This is a genomic window from Micromonospora vinacea (genome assembly GCF_015751785.1).
Taxonomy (GTDB): Bacteria; Actinomycetota; Actinomycetes; order Mycobacteriales; family Micromonosporaceae; genus Micromonospora; species Micromonospora vinacea.
Genome location: NZ_JADOTY010000001.1, coordinates 6,620,689 through 6,643,719 on the forward strand (window position 1 = coordinate 6,620,689; position 23,031 = coordinate 6,643,719).

Annotated in this window: 15 protein-coding genes and 1 pseudogene; 6 read left to right on the forward strand and 10 right to left on the reverse strand. The window is 69.4% G+C overall.

The features are described 5' to 3' along the window. Positions 1–29: 29 nt before the first annotated feature. Positions 30–1,322: an MFS transporter gene (locus tag IW249_RS30955; protein WP_231392728.1), complete on the reverse strand. Its 1,293-nt coding sequence runs from the start codon at positions 1,320–1,322 to the stop codon at positions 30–32. Between the two features lie 123 nt (positions 1,323–1,445). Beyond that, positions 1,446–3,623 carry an MMPL family transporter gene (locus tag IW249_RS30960; RefSeq protein ID WP_196924023.1) on the reverse strand — a complete coding sequence of 726 codons (2,178 nt, stop codon included), beginning with the start codon at positions 3,621–3,623 and terminating at the stop codon, positions 1,446–1,448. Between the two features lie 892 nt (positions 3,624–4,515). On the opposite strand from IW249_RS30960, the gene IW249_RS30965 reads away from it, so the two are divergent. Both IW249_RS30965 and IW249_RS30970 read left to right on the forward strand, forming a co-directional pair. Further along, entirely contained in the window at positions 4,516–5,643 is a 1,128-nt protein-coding gene (locus tag IW249_RS30965; protein WP_196924024.1) for an ABC-2 family transporter permease, read from the forward strand. A 154-nt stretch (positions 5,644–5,797) separates the two neighbouring features. After that, complete coding sequence (locus IW249_RS30970) at positions 5,798–6,202, forward strand: type 1 glutamine amidotransferase domain-containing protein (protein WP_231392729.1); 405 nt, start codon at positions 5,798–5,800, stop codon at positions 6,200–6,202. Positions 6,203–6,228: 26 nt separating this feature from the next. On the opposite strand, the pseudogene IW249_RS35280 reads toward IW249_RS30970, so the two are convergent. The 3 genes and pseudogenes from IW249_RS35280 to IW249_RS30985 form a co-directional block, all read right to left on the reverse strand. After that, positions 6,229–6,396, reverse strand: a pseudogene (locus IW249_RS35280) (DUF1345 domain-containing protein); the annotation flags it as partial. Between the two features lie 237 nt (positions 6,397–6,633). Further along, positions 6,634–7,617: a mechanosensitive ion channel family protein gene (locus IW249_RS30980; RefSeq protein WP_307788763.1), complete on the reverse strand. Its 984-nt coding sequence runs from the start codon at positions 7,615–7,617 to the stop codon at positions 6,634–6,636. Between the two features lie 286 nt (positions 7,618–7,903). After that, complete coding sequence (locus IW249_RS30985; protein ID WP_196924026.1) at positions 7,904–8,299, reverse strand: VOC family protein; 396 nt, start codon at positions 8,297–8,299, stop codon at positions 7,904–7,906. A 296-nt stretch (positions 8,300–8,595) separates the two neighbouring features. Here IW249_RS30985 and IW249_RS30990 point away from each other — a divergent pair, with 296 nt between their 5' ends. Further along, positions 8,596–10,077: a serine/threonine-protein kinase gene (locus IW249_RS30990; protein WP_269215347.1), complete on the forward strand. Its 1,482-nt coding sequence runs from the start codon at positions 8,596–8,598 to the stop codon at positions 10,075–10,077. Positions 10,078–10,092: 15 nt separating this feature from the next. Here the strand turns inward: IW249_RS30990 and IW249_RS30995 are convergent, their stop codons facing one another. Beyond that, a complete protein-coding gene (locus IW249_RS30995; protein WP_443673248.1) occupies positions 10,093–11,160 on the reverse strand; it encodes an effector-associated domain 2-containing protein in 1,068 nt (355 codons plus the stop codon). 52 nt (positions 11,161–11,212) lie between these two features. Between IW249_RS30995 and IW249_RS31000 the strand changes: the two genes are divergently transcribed. Together IW249_RS31000 and IW249_RS34575 are read left to right on the forward strand one after the other, a co-directional pair. Beyond that, positions 11,213–11,473, forward strand: a complete 261-nt coding sequence (locus IW249_RS31000) for an FxSxx-COOH-like cyclophane-containing RiPP peptide (RefSeq protein WP_196924029.1) — start codon at positions 11,213–11,215, stop codon at positions 11,471–11,473. Between the two features lie 41 nt (positions 11,474–11,514). Beyond that, complete coding sequence (locus tag IW249_RS34575; protein WP_196924030.1) at positions 11,515–13,311, forward strand: HEXXH motif domain-containing protein; 1,797 nt, start codon at positions 11,515–11,517, stop codon at positions 13,309–13,311. Positions 13,312–13,323: 12 nt separating this feature from the next. Here the strand turns inward: IW249_RS34575 and fxsT are convergent, their stop codons facing one another. The 4 genes from fxsT to IW249_RS31025 form a co-directional block, all read right to left on the reverse strand. Beyond that, positions 13,324–17,145, reverse strand: a complete 3,822-nt coding sequence (gene fxsT, locus IW249_RS31010) for an FxSxx-COOH system tetratricopeptide repeat protein (RefSeq protein ID WP_196924031.1) — start codon at positions 17,143–17,145, stop codon at positions 13,324–13,326. Further along, a complete protein-coding gene (locus IW249_RS31015; protein ID WP_196924032.1) occupies positions 17,142–18,593 on the reverse strand; it encodes a VMAP-C domain-containing protein in 1,452 nt (483 codons plus the stop codon). Before IW249_RS31015 ends, fxsT begins: the two co-directional genes overlap by 4 nt. Before the next feature lie 320 nt (positions 18,594–18,913). After that, a complete protein-coding gene (locus IW249_RS31020; RefSeq protein ID WP_307788764.1) occupies positions 18,914–19,459 on the reverse strand; it encodes a GNAT family N-acetyltransferase in 546 nt (181 codons plus the stop codon). A 120-nt stretch (positions 19,460–19,579) separates the two neighbouring features. Continuing rightward, on the reverse strand, positions 19,580–20,530 hold the full coding sequence (locus IW249_RS31025) for a hypothetical protein (protein ID WP_231392731.1): 951 nt from the start codon (positions 20,528–20,530) through the stop codon (positions 19,580–19,582). A 161-nt stretch (positions 20,531–20,691) separates the two neighbouring features. Here IW249_RS31025 and IW249_RS31030 point away from each other — a divergent pair, with 161 nt between their 5' ends. Continuing rightward, positions 20,692–22,968 (forward strand): glycoside hydrolase family 44 protein, encoded by a 2,277-nt coding sequence (locus tag IW249_RS31030; protein ID WP_231392732.1) that lies wholly within the window; start codon positions 20,692–20,694, stop codon positions 22,966–22,968. The last annotated feature ends 63 nt before the right edge of the window (positions 22,969–23,031 follow it).

A 23,031-nucleotide genomic window follows, 5' to 3' on the forward strand; every position in this document is an offset into this window, starting at 1 on the left:
CGCAGACGCTGCGCTACTACGAGCCGGATTCAGGCAGGGTCGCGTCGGTGCTGGCGCGTTCGAGCCAGTACGCCGATGAGCATGAGCAGGGCGACGGCCTGGGCGAGCACCACGGCGACGATCAGGCTTGGCACCGAGCGGTCGTAGAGCAGCCCCGCCGCGGCACCGCCGGCCAGGGCTCCGGTGCCCTGCACGGCGGCGAAGATGCCGTACGCGGTGGCCCGCCGCTCCCGTGGCACGAGATCGGCGACCATGGCCTTGACGGTGGAGTCCTGCAGCCCGACGGCAGCGCCCCAGACCACGACCCCGAACACCGCCGCCGGCAGATCACCACCGAACGCCAGCGGCGGCACGACGGCAATCATGGCGGGTAGCGCCAGCAAGACCCACGCCCCGGCCCTGTCGTAGAGCACCCCGGTCACCAGTGCGGCGAGCGCACCAGCGGCCATCGCCGTCGCGTACATCAGCGGCACCGCCGCCGTCGCGACCACGCCCGCGCGCACCAGATGGAAACCGATCAGCCCAAAGGTCACCAGGCCCGCTGTGCACACCGCCATCGCCGCCGCGAACCAGTGGAATCTGCGCGGCAGCGGTTCCCGACCGGTCTTCGCCGCAGCCTCTGACCGTGTGCTGGTGTCCCGCTCTGCCGGAGAGCTACGGGCCCGTGCCCGAAGCGTGGTCAGCAGGAGCATCGCCACCACGGCCGGCACGGTCAGCGCCGCCAGCCCCGGCCACAGCGCGCCGGCGGTGACCGCGACGACCGCGGCGACCAGCAGCGGACCAGCGAACGCGCCGATCTGGTCGAGGGCTTTGTGTACGCCCAGCCCGCGGCCCATCCCGACCCGACTCGCGGCATCGGCGAGCAGTGCCGACTTGGCCGGGCTGCGGATGGCTTTACCGAGCCGCTCGGCGAGGATCAGCACCGCGGCCACTGCCAGGCCGGCGCCGCCCAGAATCGGAGTCACCGCAAGCAGCGGTACGCAGACCGCAGTCAGCCCGTAGCCCACGATCGTCAGGGTCCAGTACCGGCGGGTCCGGTCCGCCATCGGCCCGGACACCAGACGCAGCAGTAACGCCGCGGCCTCCCCGGCACCCGTGATCAGGCCGACGAGGACGGCCGATGCGCCCAACGAGGCCAGGAGCGGCCCGTAGATCGAGCGGGCGCCCTCGTACACCATGTCCGCGGCCAGGCTCACCACACCGAACCCGACGACCACCCGCCATGCCTGACGATTGCCCACCGCCACCTGGGTCCGACCGGTGGTGGGGGCCACGTGCCCCGCGTCCGCAGCATCGTCGACACGATTCGCTCCAGCAGACATGCCGGAAATTATCCGCACCACCCTCTTCAGGCGGGGCACCGGCTCGGAAGCCAGCACGCCGACCGGAAACCGCGGTCGCGGTGGGCGGGGCTGTTCGCCTCGCCCACCGCGTGTCGCGGTCGGTCAGTGCGCTGGTGTGGCCTCGGACTCCGTATGGCCGGCAGTGGTCGGCTCCGACCGGTCGGATCGGGTGGCGTCGCCGTGCCCCGGCCACCAGGCGGTGTGACCGAGGATCGCGGTGACCCCCGGGACGAGGAACAGGGACATGATGAACGCGGACAGCACGATTCCCACCGAGACCGCGAAGCCCATCTCGGTCAGGAACGACACCCCGGCGAACAGCATCGAGGTGAACGTACCGGCGAGGATCAGACCGGCGGCGGCCACCGACGGTCCAGCGTGTTGGATCGCCAACGAGGCGGCGGTGCGCGGATCGTTGCCGGCTCGTGCCTCTTCGCGGAGCCGGGCGATCATGAGGATGTTGTAGTCGGTGCCGATCGCGACCACGAACAGGTACAGGATGATCGGCAGAGAGAATGACAGGCCCGACCGGCCGCCGATGCCCTGGAAGGCGAGGACGGTCGCGCCGAGCGTCGCCATGAAGCCGAGGCCGACCGCGATCATGAGGTACACCGGGGCGACGAGACTGCGCAGGAGCAGCCCCAGGATCACGGCGATCAGCACCCCGGCCACCGGGAAGATCACCCACAGGTCGCGGTTGTTCGCGTCGCGGATGTCGGCGAAGACCGAGCTGACGCCGCCGACCAGCGCGGTCGTTCCTGCCGGGGCCTGGTCGTGGGCTACCTGCCGAAGGTCGTCACCGGCCAGGTCGAGGGCCGCCGTCGAGTACGGGCTGGTGTTCAGCAGCAGGCTGATCTGGGCGACCGTGCCGTCCGAGCTGATGGCGGCAGGACTGCCGTCAGCGGCGGGCATCAGACTGCCGACCCCGGGCACCTGGGCCAATGACTGCGCGTACCCGGTGAGTGTCGCCGGGTCGAGACGCTGGCCGTTGTCGGCGCGGACGAAGACGGTGGTCGGATTGAGGGCTCCAGCGGGGAACCCGGTCTTCAGGTCATCCAGGGCGCGCGCCGACTCGGTGTTGGCGGGCAGCTGCGCGACCTGGTCGTAGTCGACCTTCAGGCCGAACACACCCAGCGCCAACGCGACCATGACGCCGCCCGAGGCGAGGGCGACCACGGCCGGCCGACGCCCGGTGAACCGGCCCAGGCGTTGAAAGACGCTGCCCCGAGGGGTGCGCTGCCACGACTTCGACGGCCAGAACACCTTGGGGCCGATGAGCGAAACGATGGCCGGCACCAGCGTGACCGCGGCGATCGCCATGACGACCACCCCGATGGCAAGGCCCGGGCCGAGACTCCGGAAGCCGCCGAACACCGCGAGCAGGAGTGCGCCGAACGCGATCACGATCGCCGCGGCAGCCGACGCGATGACCTCACCGACCCGGCTGACCGCGGTGGCGAGCGCGTTCTTCGGGTCGTCACCAGCGCGTAGCCGCTCCCGGTAGCGGAACAGCAGGAAGACGATGTAGTCGGTGCCGACGCCGTAGAGCACCACGGTGAGGATGGTCAGCAGTGACTGGTCCACCTGCATGCCGAAGGCCTTGACGAACAGGGTGATGACCGCACTCGACACCGCGGAGACCACGCCGACGACGACGACCGGCAGGAAGGCCGCGACCGGGCTGCGGTAGATGATGAGCAGGAGGCCGACGACCAGGGCCAGGGTCACGATGCTGACGACCAGCAGAGCGGTGTCGAAGGCGTCCTGGTTGTCGACGAGCAGGGCGACATCTCCGGTCACCGCGTACGACAGGCCCGAACCTTCCAGTGTGGATTTTGCCTTGTCGCGGATCGACACGACTGCGTCGCCGAGCACCGGGTCGGCGGGTGGGCCGGTGAGCGAGACGTTGACGAGCTGCACCAGTTTGTTCGGTGAGACGGCCTGCGGCCCGGTGACCGCGGCGCCGACCCGGTCGATGCCGGCACCCTGGAGAGTCTGGGCGAGTTGCCCGACCCGCTCGGTGTCGGCAGCGCCGAGCGGGTTCCCATCGGCGCGCTTGACGACGATGGTGGCGCTCGCCCCGTCGCCCTGGCCGAACGCGCGTTCCGCGACCTCCTGTGCCTGCACAGACTCGTAGCGGGACGGCAGGAAGCTGGCCTGATCGGTGCTGACCTGATCAGCGAGGGACGGCGCGAAGAAGGAGCCGACGAGCAGCACGAGCCATACCGCGATCACTTTCCATGGATTGAGGACGATGGCGCGTCCGAATCTGGCGAACATGCGGGAGAACTCCTGTCATCGATGATGAGCTGCCGCGACGGTCACCCGTGACGGGCCGCCTACCAACCTCTTATGGTGCCACTCTGGCACCATCTGGCTCAGGATGCAACCACCATGGCTCAGGGTGGCACCACCTCGGCACCCGCGATCACACCAGCAGCCGGTGCCCTCACCACAGCAGCGGTCAGCGGCGGAATGAGCCGAGAGCAATCCGGCACACCCGCGACCCGCGTCAATCTCCGCCTCACTGCTGGGCTCCACTTCGCACATTCTCCACACGAACATCTGCTCACGACGGCGAACTGCTTTCTCCGCCCATGAACTACCGCCGTCGGGCACCCGATTGCCGATTGGCCAGTCGTCACTATCGCCAGGCTCGCCCGACCGGCCGTAACGCGCCACCTCTCGCCCGCTCGGTCATCGCTGTGATCTGCGGTACGAGCAGCGGGGCCAGCCGGCCACCGAGACCGCTGCCGTAGCCGCCTTTCGCGCGATGATCAGATCGCCCGCCGTGGCCGTCCACCCGATGCCCGTCAATGTCTCCGGCTGTCCACAATCGAGGCGCCCACCGGAACGACCCGGTCTCACCGCCCGGGCCCCTGCGAATGGGGCGAGCAGCTCCATGGCCCGGGTCCTGGTCGACCACCCGGTACACGTAAGCGCCATCCACCGAATCCGCTGCACCTTTCGGGGTGGTCTCTTAGGCTGCCTGGGCGGGGCGCCCGTTCGACGAGGGCGTCGTAGGTGGCGCTGTACCGGCTGGCCGGCGTGCTTCTCTCGGCGGCCTGGCTCTACCAGTACGTCAGTTGGCACAGGAGCTGCCGCAACGGTGCGTGACGCCCCCGGTTTTCGCCGTTCGGCGGCCGAGCCCGGCTACCGGTGAGGAGCACCGATGACCCAGAGCGAACAGCAACGCCCGGAGATCGTCGTGGGACTGGTGGCAACCCCACCGGACCAACCGGCCCGGGTGGCCGAGAGGCTCACTGCGGAGCTGGCCAGCGGGCTCACCGAGCGGGTGAGCGCGGATGTGCGGTGGATCGTCCGGGAAGGCTGGGGGGAGGTGGCGCCGCGCCGCGACGGGGGCGCCGAGGCCCTGCTCGACGATCTTGCCCAACGGCGCGCCGACGACCAGTGGGACGTCGCCATCTGCCTGACCGACCTGCCACTGCACGCCGAGCGGATGCCCCTGGTCGCGCAGACCTCCGCCCGGCGCCGAGTCGCGGTGGTGTCTCTGCCCGCGCTGGGACTGCACCAGCTGCGGGCAGCCAGCGCGGCTGTTCCGGATCTGGTGAGCGGGCTGCTGAGCGACGTCTCCGACCAGCGGGTGTCGTCAGCCGGCGGGGCACCGGCCGAGATGGCACGTCGGCTTCCCGCGGTCCACCGGGTGCTTAGCGAGGCCGACGCCGGCGAGCAGCGCTACGTCGCCTCGGGGCTCATCGGCCGGGCGCGGCTGTTGACCGGCATGGTCCGCGCCAACCGCCCCGGGCGCGCCCTGCTGGGCCTGTCCAAGCTGTTGGTCGGCGCGTTCGGCACGGCCGCCTTCGCGCTCACCACCGACACCATCTGGCAGATGGGCGATGCGCTCGGCGGCCTCCGGCTCAGCGTGATCATGCTGCTCGGGCTGGCCGCATTGGTGGCCTGGCTGATCGTCGCGCACGACCTGTGGGAGAAACCAGACCGTGACACGCCGGCTGAACTGGCTCGGCTGTTCAACCTGGGTACGATCCTCACCCTCACTCTGGCCACGGCGGTGTCCTACGTGGTGTTGTTCGTGGGAACGGTGCTCGTCGGGGCACTGCTGATCGACACATCCGTGCTGGAACAGATCTTGGAGCGGCCGGTCAGTTTTACCGACTATCTGACGCTCGCCTGGATCACCAGCTCGCTGGCCACCGTGGGCGGCGCGATCGGCTCCGGGCTGGAAAACGAGGAAACGGTCCGGGCTGCCGCTTACGGCTATCACCCCGAACCCGACGGCTGGCGGGACCAGAAGAACGGGCAGCCCCACAGCCGAAGATAAGTAAGCGTAGGCCCGAGTCGCGACGATCAGCTGGTGGGCTGGAAGACGGCCCGGACGCAGCCGTCAAGCTTCTGCTTGAACATCTCGTAGCCGCACGGAGCAGGCGGGAGCCGAGGTTCACCTGATCTCGTTGCGATCCGGCGAGATCCAGTCGATGAACCAGGACATCGAACCCGCCAACCGCCACCGGGGGGATCGGACCGTGAACGACGTCAATGCGGCCGACTACGACGCCCTGTTGCTGCCGGGCGGGACGGTCAACCCCGACCGGCTCCGGATGAACCCGCAGGCCATGGACTTCGTCCGGGCGTTCTTGGAACAGCAGAAGCCGGTGGCGGCGATCTGCCACGGCCCCTGGTCCCTGGTCGAGACCGGCATGGTCAACGGCCGGGCCCTCACCTCATTCCCCAGCCTGCGCACCGACATCCGCAACGCTGGCGGGAACTGGGTCGACCAACAAGTGCAGGTCGACAATGGCCTCGTCACCAGCCGCAACCCCAGCGACCTTCCGGCCTTCTGCCCTTCCCGCTTGAGGTCGATGCCGCTGTCATGGCGGTAATACAGCCGGGCGTACTTGAACGCAAAGACCGTATTCACCAGCGCCCACGCCAGGACCACCGCGACGACGCTGAGGATCACCAAAGTGACAGCCACCCTGTCCTGCTGGTTCGAGGCGCGGACGAGCGCCTCGGCCACGGCGGCGAGGCTGATGGCCGACGCGATCAGGATCGCGGCATCCGTGGAACGGGACTGCTGCTCCGCCTCGGCAAGCTGCTCCGTACGCCGTGGGCTCGCCGACCAGCAGACCCGCCACCCCTAGACGAGGACAGTGCCCGCCGCGATCGTCCAGATCACCAGCGGCGTCAACTCCGGTGCCCCGACCAGCGCGAGAGAAGGTGACAATCGGGTCGGCGCAGCCCTCGGTCATCCCGTACTACCGGGCGGACATGCGTTGCCACAGGCGCAGATGTGAGCACCAGGCCCGCCCGTTCAGGGCTGATACTGAGCGCGGGTGCGGGGCAGCCACTGGGGATGGCATTCGCGCAGGTAGCCGACCAGTCCCTCGCGTAGGTCGCAGCGCAGGTCCCAGGCGCTGGCGCCGTCGGCGGCCGAGGCTTGCACCTGGATGACCACTGTCTGCGGGGTGGAATCGACCATCTGGAGCACCCACTGGTGGCGATCCCACAGCGGTGAGGACTCGACCAGCCGGCGCGCCTCCCGGCGCAGGTCGTCCAGGTTGGCGGTGTGGTCGACATGAATCTGAATCTTGCCGACGACCCGGGACTCGTTCCGGGTCCAGTTCTGAAACGGCCGCTCGGTGAAGTACGTGGTCGGCAGGATGAGCATCCGCTCGTCCCATAGCCGGATCACCACGTTGGTCAGCTTCACCTCCTCAACCCGGCCCCATTCGCCGTCGACCACCAGCACGTCCCCGACGTGCAGACCATCGGCGAAAGCGATCTGGACACCGGCGAACGCGTTGCCGAGCGCGGTCCGCGCGGACAGACCGATCAACGCACCGACCACCCCCGCCGACGTCAATACGGAGACGCCGAAGAGGCGTACCGGCCGAAAGGTGATCAGGATCAGGCCGATCGCGACGATCGTGACCACGGCGACGGTGAGCCGCCGCACGGGGCGAATCTGCGTCCGGGCCCGCCGGACCCGCCGGCTGGCGATCGTGTCATCCCGGAGTCGACTGAACGCGACCGCCTCGGCGACGTGCAACGCCTTGATCACTAACCATGCCCCGGATAACACCAGAGCCACAACGACGACGTGCCACAGATGGTCTTGCCACCCGGCCGGACCCAACGGCAGCGCGTAGTACAGCGTCCCAACCAGCAGGACCGTTGCCGCCGGGCGCCGGCAACCCTGCCGCAGCGGTTCCAGCAACCACTGGTAACGGCCATGGGCCACACGACGGACCAGCACGCCAAAGATCAGGTCCACGACCACCGCCGCGGCCAGCACGGCTACTACGATCAACGCGGTACGCATCAGAGGCCGTTCACCGTAATCCCGACGCCAGCTTCCCCCGGCTCACTGCCCAGTCCACGTGCCCAGGGTGTCACCCCGTCCAGTGCCAGGGGCCAACATCGGCGAACAGCCGCCGACACGCCTGCGGTTTGAATACCGTGGTGATCACGATGGAAGCGGTCATGGAGATCCCCGCAGTCACCGCTGGGTCGTCACCGCCGGCCGGACAGGACAGGACAGGACAGGTGATCTTGGCGCCTCAGCCGGCACGTGCGCGACGTCAGCTGGCTCCCAGCAGGTCCCACCGGTTGCCGGCGATGTCGAGGAAGACCGCGACCCGGCCATAGGGCTCGGTCCGCGGCTCCCGGACGAAGGTGACGTCGGCCTCGACCATCCGCCGGTATGCGGCGTCGAAGTCGTCGACGCGGAGGAAGAACCCGACCCGGCCGGCTACCTGGTTACCGCTTGCGGCGCGTTGGTGTTCTCCGTCGGCGCGAGCGAGCAGGATCCCGGTCTGGGCACCCGGTGGCCGAACGACGACCCACCGCTTGGGTCGACCGTCATTGGTCAGCGATGGGGAGTCCTCGACGAGGTCGAAGCCGAGTACCTCAGTGAAGAACGCGATCGCGGGGTCGTACTCGTCGACGATCAGGGCAACCAAATCGATCTGCACCAAGGCAGCGTACGTGGGACCGGCCGCTCGCCAGCGCGCGTCTTCACCAGCCAATGCCATCACCGTCGGTGGCGTTGAATGCCGCCAGGATCAGGTGCCCTCTACTGGCGGCGGGTCAGGCTGGCGGATCATCTCGGAACAGATGCTCCTTCAAGCCTCGGCCGCCCCAGCGGGTCGCAAAACCTCGGTGGCGTCCGAGGCCGGTAAGCGCCCCAGAGCCTTCAAGCTGAAGGCTTCTGACCAGCATCGACTTGGGTCGCCATGCCGCTGCGAGTCCACTCTGGCAAGCTGTTCCAGTGATGGTCGGTGATCTATTGGACGGCAGGTACCAGGTCGAGAGCCGTCTCGGTACTGGTGGCATGTCGGCCGTCTGGCGGGCGTGGGACCGGGTCCTCGAACGCGCGGTGGCCGTCAAGGTCCTGGCCGGCGCACAGGCTACCGCCCGAGGCGCACGACAACGCATCCAGGCAGAGGCCAGGGCCGCGGCCGGCCTCTGGCACCCACACGTGACGAGTGTGTACGACTATGGCGAGCACACCGATGCCGCCGGCCGCCAGGTCTCGTACGTGGTGATGGAACTGCTGCCCGGCCAGACCCTGTCTCAGCGACTTGCCGCCGGTCCGTTGCCGCCGGCCGCCGCGTTGCGGACGTGCGCGCAGGTCGCCGAGGCGCTTGCCGCCGCGCATGAACGCCATCTGGTGCACCGGGACATCAAGCCGTCCAACGTGATGCTGACACCGGCCGGTGTGAAGGTGGTCGATTTCGGCATCGCCACCACTGTCGGCCGGCCGGAGCTGGAGGCGGACGGCAAACTGTTGGGCACCGCGGCCTACCTCGCGCCCGAACGGCTCGCCGGTGGCACCGTCCTGCCTGCCTCCGACGTCTACGCGCTCGGGCTGTTGCTGTACCGCACGCTGACCAATGAGCTGCCGTGGTCGGTGGAGACCCCCACACAGATGTTGACCGCTCACGTGTACGTCGATCCGGCGCCGCTGCCTGACATCGAGGGAGTGTCACCCGAGGTTCACCGCCTCCTCGACCGTTGCCTCGCCAGGGATCCCGCCGATCGGCCGGCCGCCGCGGAGGTGGCGACGGTCCTGCACGATTTGACCGATGACGCCGAGCGGCCTGTGGAACAGGCGACGCAGCGGGTACCCGAGTCGGCACCGACTACCGCCGGTTCCTCTGCCAGTCGGCGGCGCCGCATCCCGAACGCCGTGTTGATCCCCGTTCTCGCGGCGACGGCACTGACCATTTCGCTCGTGCTCCCCCAGTTCGTACCTGTCGATGGCAGATCGGGCGGGGTCGCCACACGTGACGGTGCCAACCCGCCCGACGCCGCCTTCGATGCGTCAGCCACTGAGTCACCTGCACCGCTGCAGACGTCCGCGGGGCCTGCACCAGTCTCACGACCAAGCCGTACGCTGGCCGCTCCGGCTGGGCCGACCGCGAGAGCCGGTTCCTCGGCCGGCCCTGCCCCTGCGAGGTCACCGAGTGGCGAGCAACTGGCGGGGCCCTCCAGTGCCGCGCCGGCGCCAACCTCCCCCAGTCCAGGTACGCCCCTTCGGGCGCTCGGTGGCGTGGTGACTGTGCTCTGCACGGGCGATCAGGTTCGCGTTCTCAACGTCGATCCTGCCCCCGGCTACAGCCTCAGGGATTACCGCGCCGGGCCGGTCAAGGAGATCCAGGTGGTGCTGCTGTCCGCAGGCAACAAGAGCGAGATCAGGGCGCGGTGCGACGACGGCACACTATTGCCGAAGATAAAGGAGAGCCCGCGGTGAGCGGTTGACGCGCGCTCACACCGACGGGTCGTGCAGACCCGCGCCGTTCAGCGCGTCGATCACGTCGGTGACCGCCGGATGGTCGGGGACGAGTGTCTCCAGGGCGGAGGCGAGGGAGTCCCCTGGCGCCAGGTGCCGGTAGTGCTCGAAACTCCGCACCAGAGAGAACAGTTCCACCCGGGCCGCGGTGTCGCGCCGTAACTGGTGCACGATCACCGGCGGCAGCAGATCGTAGACCTGTTCGCGGAAGGCCGGCTCGGTCATCCGCGGGACGGCAAGCAGCCGATCCACCAGCGCGCGGTACCCGGCGGCCGTCAAGGGGGCCGGCGGCGGCGTCGGGGTCAGTCGTTCGCCGGACGGTCGCGGCGCCGGAATGTCGGTCATCGAGTGGGCTTCCGTCAGGTGGCGTTTCAGGGCCACGTAGGACCGGTGCCCGTGCGAGTCCGGCTTGATGATCGAGAAGTGGTCGCCGGGCAGCACACCCACTTCGGGGAAGACACTCCTCGCCGAGGCGGGCGTCACGACTCCGTCGCGTTCGCCGGCGTACGCGACGACCGGGATCAGGCAGGTGGCGGCCGTGACCGCGGTGGCGTGGATGATCTGGTTGACGACGATCCGGTGCGCGTCGGAGATGGCCTGGTCGAGCGGTCGCAGTTCGCGTTCCTGGGGGTGTCGCCACAGGCCGCTCCGGCGAAGCAGCAGGGCCAGGTCGGAGCCGGAGTTGGGACAGGCGAACATGACGATTCGGCGGATGCGGGCCAGTTCGGGTCCGCATCCGACGGCGAGGGTCCGGGCCAGCATCCGCTGCACCACAAGGCCGCCTTGGCTGTGCGTGACCAGAACAAATCCGGAGTGGCCGTCGCGGAGATGTGACAAATAGGTGCGAAGACTGTCGGCGATGTCATTGATGTCCGGAATACGGCGCAGTGGGTTCAGCGAGACTGGTGGGCTCGGGTACTCGAAGGTATGGGGGTCGAGGAACCCGAGGGCGGCGTCGGTCTCGATCAGCCGCAGCATCGGCGACCACGTGGCCGCCGATGACAGAAACCCATGTACGAAAACGACTCCGAGGGGCTCGGGCATAGCGACAAGCTACCGTGAGTGGGCAAATTCTGGCGGCGTCCGGAGTGGACCCATGACGTCACCTGCCGCTTCCGGAATCGTCTCCGCGTGCGACATGATGGCTGCAGGGACCGCACGACGTGAGGAGAAGCCGGTAGTGAGCCGATCGATCGACGACATCGAGTCGGATCTGATAGACCTCACGGAGGTGACACTTGCCGATTTGCCGACGTATGACGAGCGGATCCTCGCTCCGACCATACGGCGACTACTGCGTCGCATTGACGATCCCGAAAGCATCACCAGTGGCTACAACCCTCAACGCGTCGACTGACATGTGTGCCCTGGAGTTCCTGGATGGGCGGTGACGACGCCGTGAGCAGGCCGCTCCGCCAACACCGACTCGACGAGCAGCACGTCAGCGCGCTCGCCTCCGGCGGCGGTGATGTGAACACGATCGCTGAGCTCCTCACCGTCGAGCGGAGCTGGCGTCTCCTGCAGTTGCGCGCCCTGCTCGACATCGTCGGCCCCGACCACGACACCGGCCCGCTCCCGTCCGTCCGGGACGCCTGGGACCTGCTCATCGAAGCCGAACGACACGACCCGGCCAAGGTCGACGACCTGCTGCTGCACCCCCAGGCGGGTGCCTGGGCGGCTTACACGTTGCGGCGTCTCCGCGGCACCGCCCGCTCCACGGTGCCGCTCTGGGTCGACCTCGGCTATCTGCATTCCCTCGCCGCCGCGGCAGCCCTGTCTGCCGGCATCGATTTCCGGATGACCGTGCCGGTCCGCGACGGCTTCGCGGTGCTGCCGACCCTCGGTGCCGTCGCGGTGCCGGGAGCAAACCGGTGGGACAGCACCGAGGTGCGCGGGTCCGCCGGCCACTGTGTCGTCGGCACGCCGGCAGGCGAGGTGCGGGTCGGCGGCGACGGCTGGCAGGCCATGCCCAGTGTGCACATCCAGGCTGACGGGCACACCCTCGCGGTGCGGCTGGACTGCCTCGACCCGTACCGGAATCTGCGGGCTCCGACGCCGCCCCGGGCGCTGAGCGAACCGGAGCTCAATCATTGGCGCGGTCTGCTCACGCAGGCCTGGCAGTTGCTCGTCGAGACCAGCCCAGCGCTTGCATCGCCCATGACCCGGGGCCTCTTCTCGGTGGTGCCGCAGCCGCCGGCAGAGCGATTTCGCACGATGAGCGCCTCGGCCGGCGACGCCTTCGGTTGCATGACCATGTCGGAGCCGCGGGACGCCACCGAGCTCGCGGTGACGATGGTGCACGAGTTCCAGCACATCAAGTTGGGCGCGCTCCTGCACCTGGCTCCCCTGCACACCGGCGAGCCCGCCGGGCGGCTGTACGCGCCGTGGCGAGACGACCCCCGGCCGCTGGGTGGCCTGCTGCAAGGGGTGTACGCGTTCGCGGGCATCACCGAGTTCTGGCGGTCGGCAAGCCACTGGGCCACTGACGACGCCGGCGCGTTGGCGCACTTCGAGTTCGCCCGGTGGCGTCGGCAGGTGCGCACCGTACTCGCTCTGATAGCGCAGTTGCCGCAGCTCACCGAGGTCGGTCGTCGAGTCGTGGCAGGCCTCACCGTGACCGCGGACCGCTGGCAGACCGACAGCGTCCCCGACCAACCACTCGCCGCCGCCCACGACGCCGTCGCCGACCATCGGGCCCGGTGGCGGCTTCATCATCTGCGGCCGCCCGCAGAGGTGGTCACCGCGTTCACGGAGTGCTGGATGGCCGGCGCCGACCGACCGGACCTGCCTGCCGTCGCGCCGGCCGTGGAAGCCGACCCGAACGCCCAGGGGCTCGACGCGCGAGCGGTCCTGGAGCTCTGGCGCCTGACCGACGCCGCCGGATTCGAGCGCCTTCGGGCGGACCCGGCGGCGATCGGCGCGCTGGTGACGGGCGCGCGCCCCGCCGACCTGGCCCTCGTGGCCGGTGATCGGGAAACCGCCCGGCGCGAGTATCTGCACGAATTGTCGACGGATTCCGACCGGCCCGGCGCCTGGGCCGGGCTCGGGCTGATCCTGGCGGAAACCCGGCCGGGCCCCGCCGCGGATGCGCTGTGCGACCGGCCTGAGCTGGTACGTGCCGTGCACCGGGCCATACGCGGTTGCGGCGGTGACGCCGGTCCGGTGGAGCTCGCCGCCTGGATCGGGCCGCAGTGACGGGCTGGCCTTCTACAGCGGCAGTGGATCCATATCGCAGTTGGCCCGCAGGTTCAGGTCCACTGCGGCAGCAGTGGCCGGGTGATTGTCGCCGAGGATTCGCCGGAACTGTGCCACCGTTGCCGCGTGCAGCTCTGCGGACTCCTGCTCGCGACCCAGTTTGAGCAGGTCCATGGCGAGATTGCCGTAGCCGGCCAGAGTGGTCGGATGCTCCGCGCCCAGGACCCGCCGCAGCCGTTCGGTCGCGTCCACATCCCGCTCGTACGCCTGCGCGTAGTGCCCTTCGGCGTAGTAGTCGCTCGCGAGGTTGAGCGCCGCGGCCAGGGTGAGCGGATGGTCGTCACCGAGTTGCTCCCGCAACTGGGCGAAACCCTCCTCGTCCATCTGCCGCGCCTGCGCCACCCGGCCGCGCAGCCGCTCGGTGACCGCCCAGTTGAGCCGGGAGGCGATGGTGTGCGGGTGTCGGTCGTTGCCCAGCAGCCGCTGGTAGCTGGTGTACACCTGCTCGCCCAACTCGGCGGCGTCGTCGAGGTCGCCGGTCTCCCGCAGGTCGGTCGACAGGTTCAGGGAGGCGGCGACGGTGTCCGGGTGGTTCTCACCGTAGCGGCGGACGAAGCTGTCGCGGACCTCACCGGAGATTTGGCGGGCCCCCTGGTGGTCACCGGCTGTGCGCAGCGCCACCGCCAGTAACCGCAACGCCCGCAGGGTCTGCGGATGGCCGGGGCTGAGCTGATGGCGCAGTTGGTCGGCGACCGACTGCGCTTCGGCGCGGGCACCCACGTAGTCGCCGAGCTCACGCCGGTTGGTGATGAGGCTACGGGTGCTCTCGAGGGTGATCGGATGGTCCGCGCCGTAGAGTTGGATCCGCAGCCGCTGGTTCTGCTGGTCGATCTCGTAGGCCCGCTTCAGGTCACCGCACAGCCGCAGGCTCACGGCGAGGTTGTGGCCCGCCGTGATGGTCTCCACGTCGTCGGGGCCCAGTGCCCGCACGTGCCGCTGATAAATTTCCTCGGCGAGTTCCAGGGCACCCTGGAAATCCCCGGCCACCCGGCGGTCGGCGGCAACGGCGCCCAGCGCGCGCAGGAGGTCCTCGTCGTCCTCCCCCACGGTCTCCTGGTAGGTGTCGAGCACCTCCTGGTTGAGACGGGCCGCCTCCTCGAACCGGCCGAGGACGAACAGCAGCCAGCCCATCCAGTGGCCCATCCGCAGGGTGGACGCGTCAGCGGCGCCCAACTGGTCGCGCCGGGCCTCGTAGGCCACCTCGGCCAGGTCGAATGCGGTCTGGTGGTCGCCCCACCAGTAGAGATAGCGGGAGATGTTGTCGACCAGCTGCTGCACCCAGGGATCGATGGACCGGAACGCCTGGGCCGCGATGACGTGCGGGTACAGGTCCGCGTAGGCACGCCAGTTGGCCGGTGAATTCGGGTCGTTCGGGTCGCTGTCGGCGAGCATCAGGTGCGCGCTGTGCCGCATCGTCGCCTGCTCGGCGTCGTCGAGCCGGTCAATCAGCACCGCCTGGACCAGGCGGTGCATCTCGATCGAGTTGGTCCGATGGTAGATCTTGGCCAAGGCGTACCGGTTGATCTCGCGGATGGCCCGGTTGAGCCGCATCGGGTCGCGACGCACCTCGTCGAGTACCGGATGGACGTTGCCGGCTCGGCCACGGTTGAACAGGGTCCGGGGAATGGGCTGGGGGGCGAGGAACGAGCACACCTGCAGGAGTCGCAGCGCACCGGGACTGGAGTCGGCCAGACGATCGAGGGACACGTTCCAGGCGGCGGCGACCGGGAGCTGGTAGTCCAGCGGCACCGACACTTCGAGCAGTTCGATGCGCTTCTCCTCGAACAGCCGCAGGTATTCGTCGGTGGGCATGCCGGTCTCGGCGAGCCAGGCCGCCGCCTGATCCAGGGCCAGCGGAAGGTCGCCGAGCGCCTCGGCCAGCCGATCAGCGTCTTCCTCGCTGAGGTCCGGGCCGCGGCGACGGAGCAGATCGACGCTCTCCTGCCGGGCGAACACGTCCACCGCGAGCTGGCGGCCGACGTTCGACCACTGCGGGTTGCGGGAGGTGACCATGATGCGGCCGGATCCACCGTTGGGGAAGTAACGCCGCACCGCCTCCGGGCTCTCCGCATTGTCGAAGATCAAGAGCCAGTTCGCGTACGGCTGCCCCAGCCGCAGCGCCTCCCGCACGGCCGGCACGGCGGCGTTGGCTTCCAGCCCCACCGGCAGTTGCAGGCGCTGGGCCAGCTCGGCCAGCGCGTTGCCGATCTGGGCCGGACGTTCCGACGGGATCCACCAGATCACGTCGTACTCGTCCAGGTGGCGATAGACGTACTCGATCGCGAGCTGCGACTTGCCGACGCCGCCCATGCCGTGCAGCGCGTGCGGCAGCACCGCCGTCACACCCTGCAGCATCTGCTCGTGCAGGTGCACCAGCAGCGACTCGCGGCCGGTGAAGTTCGGGTTGCGAGGTGGGACATTGCCCCAGATGGCAGGCGCGCCGGCCGGGGTTCTCTGCGGTACGACCACATCCGCCACGCTGCTCGACACGACTGGCACTCCTTCTGACGTCCGATCATCGGTGCCCACCGCCGCCACCATTGTCACAGGGGGCGTGCTCGGCGGAGCAGTGCTCGACGGCGTTTCGGCGTCGCTACCGAGTGCCTCGTGCAGATGGCGCGCGCGGGCGAGATAGCGGCCGGACAGGGCATGGAGCACGGCCTGTTCGATCCGTACGAACGGGGCGGTCTCCGGGGTCACCGGGGGCACCGGCGTGGCGTCGGGGTCATCGAGCATCCGGCTGAGCCCACGAACCGCCGGCACCGTGGGCCCCAGTTGTTCATCGACCACCCGCAACACCCGGACCGCGTCCGCGCGGCGCCCGGCCGCGAGCAGCTCCTCGCGGACTCCCCTGTGGAACTCGTACGTGACCTCGGCGCTTTCGGCCGTCGACGCCGCGACGGCCACCGGATGCAGCAGCTCGCTGTTGAGGATCTCGGACAGATGTGACGTCTGCGACTCCGGGATCAGGGCCCGCTGCACCCATTTCATCACGGCCAGGTTGAGCGGGGCGGCGGCGAGCTGCGTGGCGAGCGTGACCGCGGTCGGCGTCGCCCACGCGGTGAACTCGCGCACCCGCGTCCGCGCGGACGGTGCCCCCGCCGGGGTGGGCAGCGCGACGGTGTCCGGGAGCCCGGTGGCTGCCAGCACCGCGGGCAGGTGGGCCTCGCCGCCGGTGAGCAGCCGGACCCAGGCGCCGAGCCAGCGGGGGTCGAGTTCGAGCACGGGCACCGGGATGGGGTCGCCGCCCTCGGGCCCGGGATCGTCGAGGACGTCCGGGACCGGGTTGTGCACCTCCCACGTGAGATCGGCGTTGGCGGCACCGCCGAGCGCGGTCCGCCGCATCCGCAGGCGACGAGGCCGGATACCGGTCCGGTACCAGTGCAGTTGCGGCAGCAGGTGCACGATGGCGACCGGCGCGCGCAGGCCCCAGACCCGAAGCAACGCCGACATCGTCCCGGCGTGCCAGGCCGGTCCGGCGCCGTCGGACAGCACCAGCACGATCCGCCCGTCGACCGCGACCTGCCCGGCCAGGACGGCCTGCCCCGTCTCGGAGGAGTCGAACGGGACCACCTCGACGTCGGCGAAACCCTGGTGATCGCGCAACACCGCCACCACGCGGTCGACGGTGTCGCGCCACACCGCCATCGAGCGGACGGCATCGACCAGCACCGTCACGCCCCACCCGGCCGCCGGGGCGGGCAAGGAACCGGACAGCGGGCCCAGCGCCTGAGAGATCGCCTCCCAGGTGCCCTCCGCGTCACCTCCGGTCACCAACTCTCCCCTGTTCCTCGACCAGCGGGAGCGCCCAGCGCGTCGGGCCTGCGCTCCGGATCGTCCCAGAGGATCGTCAGGTGGTGGCCGATATGGCCGTCCCGCAACGCGGGCTCGAGCTGTAGCGCCTGATGCCGCAATTCTTTAACACGCATCGGCAGCTGTCCCAGACCTCCATCATCTACCAGACTGGAGACCGCTTCCCGGAACTCGGCACTGCTACAGTCACCCCGATGCCAGATGATCACCGGCAGCCCGGCCCGCAGGGCCGCTTCGATCTCTTGCTGACCGGTCTCGCCGCGCTGCGTCGGTGGCTCGCTGAGAACGAGTGAGACCACACGATCGTCCGCCTTGAGCTCCGTCTCGAGCCGGGTGAAGTAGTCCGTGCCGCTGGGTTGGCTCCACAGGACGACGCTGTGGGCGGGAGCCGCGAGCAGCTGCCGCCAGCGCTGGTGCCAGGCACGGTGCCACCGCCGGGTGCGCAGCCGTTCCAGACTGCGAACCACCACGGGATAGTCCATGGCCAGAGCGATCGGTCGCGAGCTGTCAATCTCCTTGCGCCAGCGATCCACCCCGACGTTGAGCAGTTCCCACGGCAGGACGAACTCGACCACGACCGTGCCGGTCCGGTCCGACCATTCGATCTCCATCTGCTCGATCACCCGCTCCACCTCACGCTCCAGGTCGTGAAGATGGACCAGGCGGGGCTCACCCTGCCGGGAATGCCAGGAGTCTGCGCCATACCACTGGCGGAAGTGCGACAACGCGTAGGTGTCGTCGCTACCGTCGGGATCCAGGTGCGGCTCGACCTGGACGACCAGATACGCAGTGGTGCCCATCGGCTGTTCACCGCCGCGGTGCAGGTATGCCCGCCGATCCTCCAGCTGTGACGTCAGCCCCTGTCCGGTGGCCACCCGACTGTTCCGCAGCCGGATCCACCGGGCGTCCTGCGCGTCGACCTGGTCTTCGAGCAACGCCAGGAAGGCCATGCTCGGCGGCAGGCCGTCGGGGCCGGCGTTCTGCCCGGCCAGGTGGACGAACGCCTGCCAGGCGTCGACGCACCACGACGGCGGCCCGGGCGACCGGTGCTCGGTGGCGCGCTGATACAGAACGGTCAGGTTGACGGGCGCGAGGTTGCTCAAGAGCGGACGCAGCCGGCTCCAGTCCTCCTCGGTCAGGACCTCGACCGCCTCCCACTCGTCCCGGAGACGCTGCAACCAGACGACTTCCTCAGTGCCCGGCTCCAGGTGCTCGACCGTCTCCACCAGAATCTGCAGCCCGTCGGCGCGCCTGCTGCACGCACGCACCAGCTCGGCCATCTGCAGCCGCAACTCGGGGTGCTCACGCAGCGAGAAGGGGCCGAGACGATCCTGGAGTTGTTCGACGAGGAGTTGGCGGCTGGCCTGACCCCGCATCAGCCGGGTGCGTTCAAGCACACCGACGAGCACCGTCTGAATCCGGTGCCGCACCTGTTCACCGCTGGTCTGCGCAGTCTTCATGTACTCACAGGTTTAAGGGCATGGCGGTTCGCGACCGGGCGGGCCCCGGTCGTCACAGGCTACCTTCTGACGGTCCCCGACGGGACCTATGACCACGATCAGAAACGATGTCCGACAGCGACGACGAGGCTGCTTCGTTGCGACAGGACATCGCTCCTGCACGTTGAGGCGGGGGCGAGGTGGACGGTCGCGGGCGGGCCGATTCGGCCGCCGCCCGACGCTGGAATTCCGTGGCGTCCGCCGGGCTCGATGCCGCGATGCTGTTCGTCCTACAGGTCCATCGCGTAGACCCGGACCTGGCGGCCGGTGTCCGGCTGCACCGTTTCGCGCTCCAGCGACATCCCCAGCTTGACCATCACCCGCGCGGACGCCTCGTTGCCGACGACGTGGATGCTGACCAGCCGTCGCAGGCCGAGCTCGGCACGAGTGTGGGCGACGACGGCCCGGGCCGCCTCGGTGGCCAGGCCCCGCCCCCAGTACGCGCGGCCGAGCCGCCAGCCGATCTCCACGGCCGGCAGGATCTCGGGCAGGAAGGTCGGCACCGCCAGTCCGGTGAAACCGGCCAGTTCGCCGGTCTCCTTGCTCTCCACCGCGTACAGGCCAAAGCCGTGCTCGTCCCAGTGCCGCTGATAGATGGCCAGACGCTCCGCGGACGCGGCCCGGTCCAGGGTGCGGCCGTCATGGATGTAGCGCATCACCTCGGGCTGCTCGTTGACCGCGGCGAACCCGTCCAGATCACCGCTTCGCCAGCGGCGCAACAGCAGCCGCGGAGTCTCCAGGGACAGGGCATCACGAGAACTTGTCAGGTCAGGCACCACCCCTTCGTAGCATTTCGGCGCCCACGGGGCGATGGTTTAGCCGGCCGGGAGATGCCGCCGGCCAGCCGGCCAGGAAGGTGCCCGGACCGGTCGGACCGAGCCACCCGGGGCTCCGGATCAGCAGCCGAGCCGCTTACTCGAAAGGGCGATGTCGTCGATCCAGAGGTCGAACTCGCCCGGTGTCGTGCCGCCCTGGTAAAGCTGCCAGCCGATCTTCACCGTGTCGACCGACGGCAGGACGAAGGGAACATCGTTGCCACCGTGGTCGGTCGTGGAGGCGGTCAGCTCCGGGTTCGCCACGCCGTCGATCCACACCGCGACGCGATTGTCCGCCGCGTCCATCTTCCACTCGAAACACTGCCAGGTGTCCTCCGTGACCGGGGCGGACTCCCGCCAGTTGGTCCAGTCGCCGGTCGGACCGCCGTCGGCGCCGACCCCCCAGAAGATGCCAGGGACCGTGGGCGCGTACTGGCCGCCGACCGGACGGACGACCTCAGCGCTGCCGGTGCCGGTTGCTTCCACCAGCGTGAAGTGCGCCCAGTCCGGAGCCGTGGGAAAGGCATCGACGCGCAGACGCATCCGGCCGTAGAAGCGGTTGCCCGGCGCGGCGAAGTCGTCGACGCGCAGGAAGGCGCGTCCGTTGTCAACCGTGTGGATGTGCAGCACCTGGTTGCCGCGACGGGCACGTTCGACGGTGAGAGTGCCCTGGCGGGTGTCGACGCCCCAGTTCAACGTGCTGGGACCCCCGGGAGGGAGTCGCTCGAAGTCCTCACAGAAGAGCAGGCCGCGGGGGCACGAGGGCGGGGAGGCCCCCGAAGCGCCGGCCGGAACGCTGCCGACTGCGGCGCCGAGGATCAGGGCGGCACTGAACACCGCGAGAAAACTGCGCATCGTCATCCTCCAAGACGGCTGGTCCCCACCACAGGGGCGGGGCCAGCGGGAACTTTCCGGCCATGCGACGCTGAGGTGCTCCCGCTCGCACCGCTGCGGCGCGGTTGCCTCCGCGCTGCGGCGTCCGAGCTGTTCCGGCACGACAGCATCAGCTCCGGTCACATTGATGGACGTCATTATATGTGACGAGGCTGGCTTCGGTTGGCCGGCAGCCGGCCGACCGTCACAGGTCGAGTCGATTCGACATGATCCATAACGAGCCTTCCGGCGTTGACTCGGAGCCAGGAAGGCGTAACGCTGTGGGCGCGCTCCCATCGTCGAGCTTCTATTCGAAAGGAATGCTCGTGCGACCCACCACCGCTCTACTCCCCGTCGTGCTCGCCACGGCCCTCGGCGGCCTGGCCCTGCCGGAGCCCGCCATCGCCGCGACCGGCCCGGCGCTGACCGTGGACACCACCGCCGCCCGGCACCAGATCAGCCCGTACATCTACGGCATGAACTTCGCCGACCAGGCCCTCGCCCGCGACCTGCGGCTGCCGGTGCACCGCTACGGCGGCAACGCCACCACCCGCTACAACTTCCGTGCCGACACCACCAACCGCGCATCGGACTGGTACTTCGAAAACATCCCCAACGACAACCCAAGTCCGGAAGACCTCCCAGAGGGCTCCGAGAGCGACCGGTTCGTGCAGGAGAACAAGGCCACCGGCGCCGCCACCGTCATGACGATGCCGATGCTCGGCTGGATCGCCAAGGACCGGTCGCGGGCGTGTGGCTTCAGCGTCGCCAAGTACGGCCCGCAGCAGTCCACCGACCAGTGGGCACCGGACTGCGGCAACGGCATCAAGCCGGACGGATCACCGGTCACCGGCAACGACCCGGAGGACACCAGCGTCGCCGTCGGTCCGGAGTACGCCACCGACTTCGTCAACCACCTCAAGGGACAGTTCGGCGCCGCCGCCGACGGCGGGGTCCAGTTCTACAACCTGGACAACGAGCCGGACCTGTGGCACTCCACCCACCGCGACGTCCGCCCGACCGGGCTGGGCTACGACGAGCTACGCGACCGCACCTACGAGTACGCCGCCGCGATCAAGGCCGCCGACCCCGGCGCGAAGACGCTCGGTCCCGTCGGCTGGGGCCTGAACTCGATCATCTACTCGGGCCTCGACCAGGACACCTGTTCGCGCACCGGCTGCTGGTCGAACCCGCCGGACAAGGCCGCGCACGGCGGCCAGGATCTCGGCCCGTGGTACCTGGACCGGATGCGCGAGTATGAGCAGCAACACGGCACACGCATCCTCGACTACTTCGACGTCCACCTCTACCCGCAGCAAGCCGGCGTGCTCGGCGAGGCGGCCGGCGACGCCAACACCCAGGCGCTGCGACTGCGCTCGACCCGCCAACTCTGGGACCCGACCTACGTGGACGAGAGCTGGATCAACAGTCCGGTCCGGTACATCCCGCGCCTACGCGAGCTGGTCGACCAGCACTACCCGGGCACGAAGATCGCGATGACCGAATACAACTGGGGCGCCCACGGGTCGCTCAACGGCGCCCTCGCCCAGGCTGACGTCCTCGGCATCTTCGGCCGCGAAGGGCTCGACCTGGCCACCCTCTGGACCGCACCCGCCGCCGACCAGCCCGTGGCCAACGCCTTCCGCGTCTACCGCAACTACGACGGCAAGGGCGGCGCGTTCGGCGAAACCTCCGTCCAGGCGACCAGCGCCGACCAGGGCAAGCTGGCCGTGTACGCCGCAGAACGGAGCGCCGACAAGGCGCTCACCCTGGTCGTAGTCAACAAAACCGGCGACGACCTGACCAGCCCGGTCGCCCTCACCGGCGCCTCCGCCAGCACCGCCCAGGTCTACCGTTACAGCGGCGCGAACCTCGCCGGCGTCGTCCGGGAGGCCGACCAGCCGGTGACCGCCGGCGGCCTCACGGCCACCTTCCCGGCCAACTCGATCACCCACCTGGTGCTGCCGCGCGCCACCACGCCCGCCGACACCCAGGCGCCGACCGCCCCGGGCAAGCCGACCGCCGGCACGATCACCGGCGACAGCGTCGCCCTGGCCTGGACGCCATCCACCGACGACACCGCCGTCACCGGCTACGACGTGCACCGGGTCGACACCACAGGCACCGTGAAGGTGGGCAACACCACCGGCACCACGTACACCGTCACCGGGCTGACGCCCGACACCCCGTACACCTTCGTGGTAACCGCCCGTGACGCGGCGGGCAACGTCTCGACGGCCTCGCCCGGCCTGACCGTGCGGACCGCGCCCACCGCCCCGACCGTCCGCTGCACGGTCGGCTACACGGCGACCAGTTGGCCGGGCGGCTTCACCGCGACCGTGACAATCAAGAACACCGGCACCACCGCGATCGACGGCTGGAAACTCGCCTTCGACTTCCCCACCACCGCCCAGAAGGTCGGCCAGGGCTGGTCGGCCACCTGGAAACAGACCGGAACGAGCGTCACCGCGGACAGCATGAGTTGGAACGGCAAACTCGCCCCCGGCGCATCCACCAGCACCGGCTTCAACGGCACGTGGAGCGGCACCAACCCGGCGCCAACCGCCTTCACCCTCAACGGTCAACGCTGCGGGTGACCTGAGAGACCCCTACTCCCCACCAGCGGAGCAGGTCCGAGGGGGCCGGGGCGCAGCGGCGCC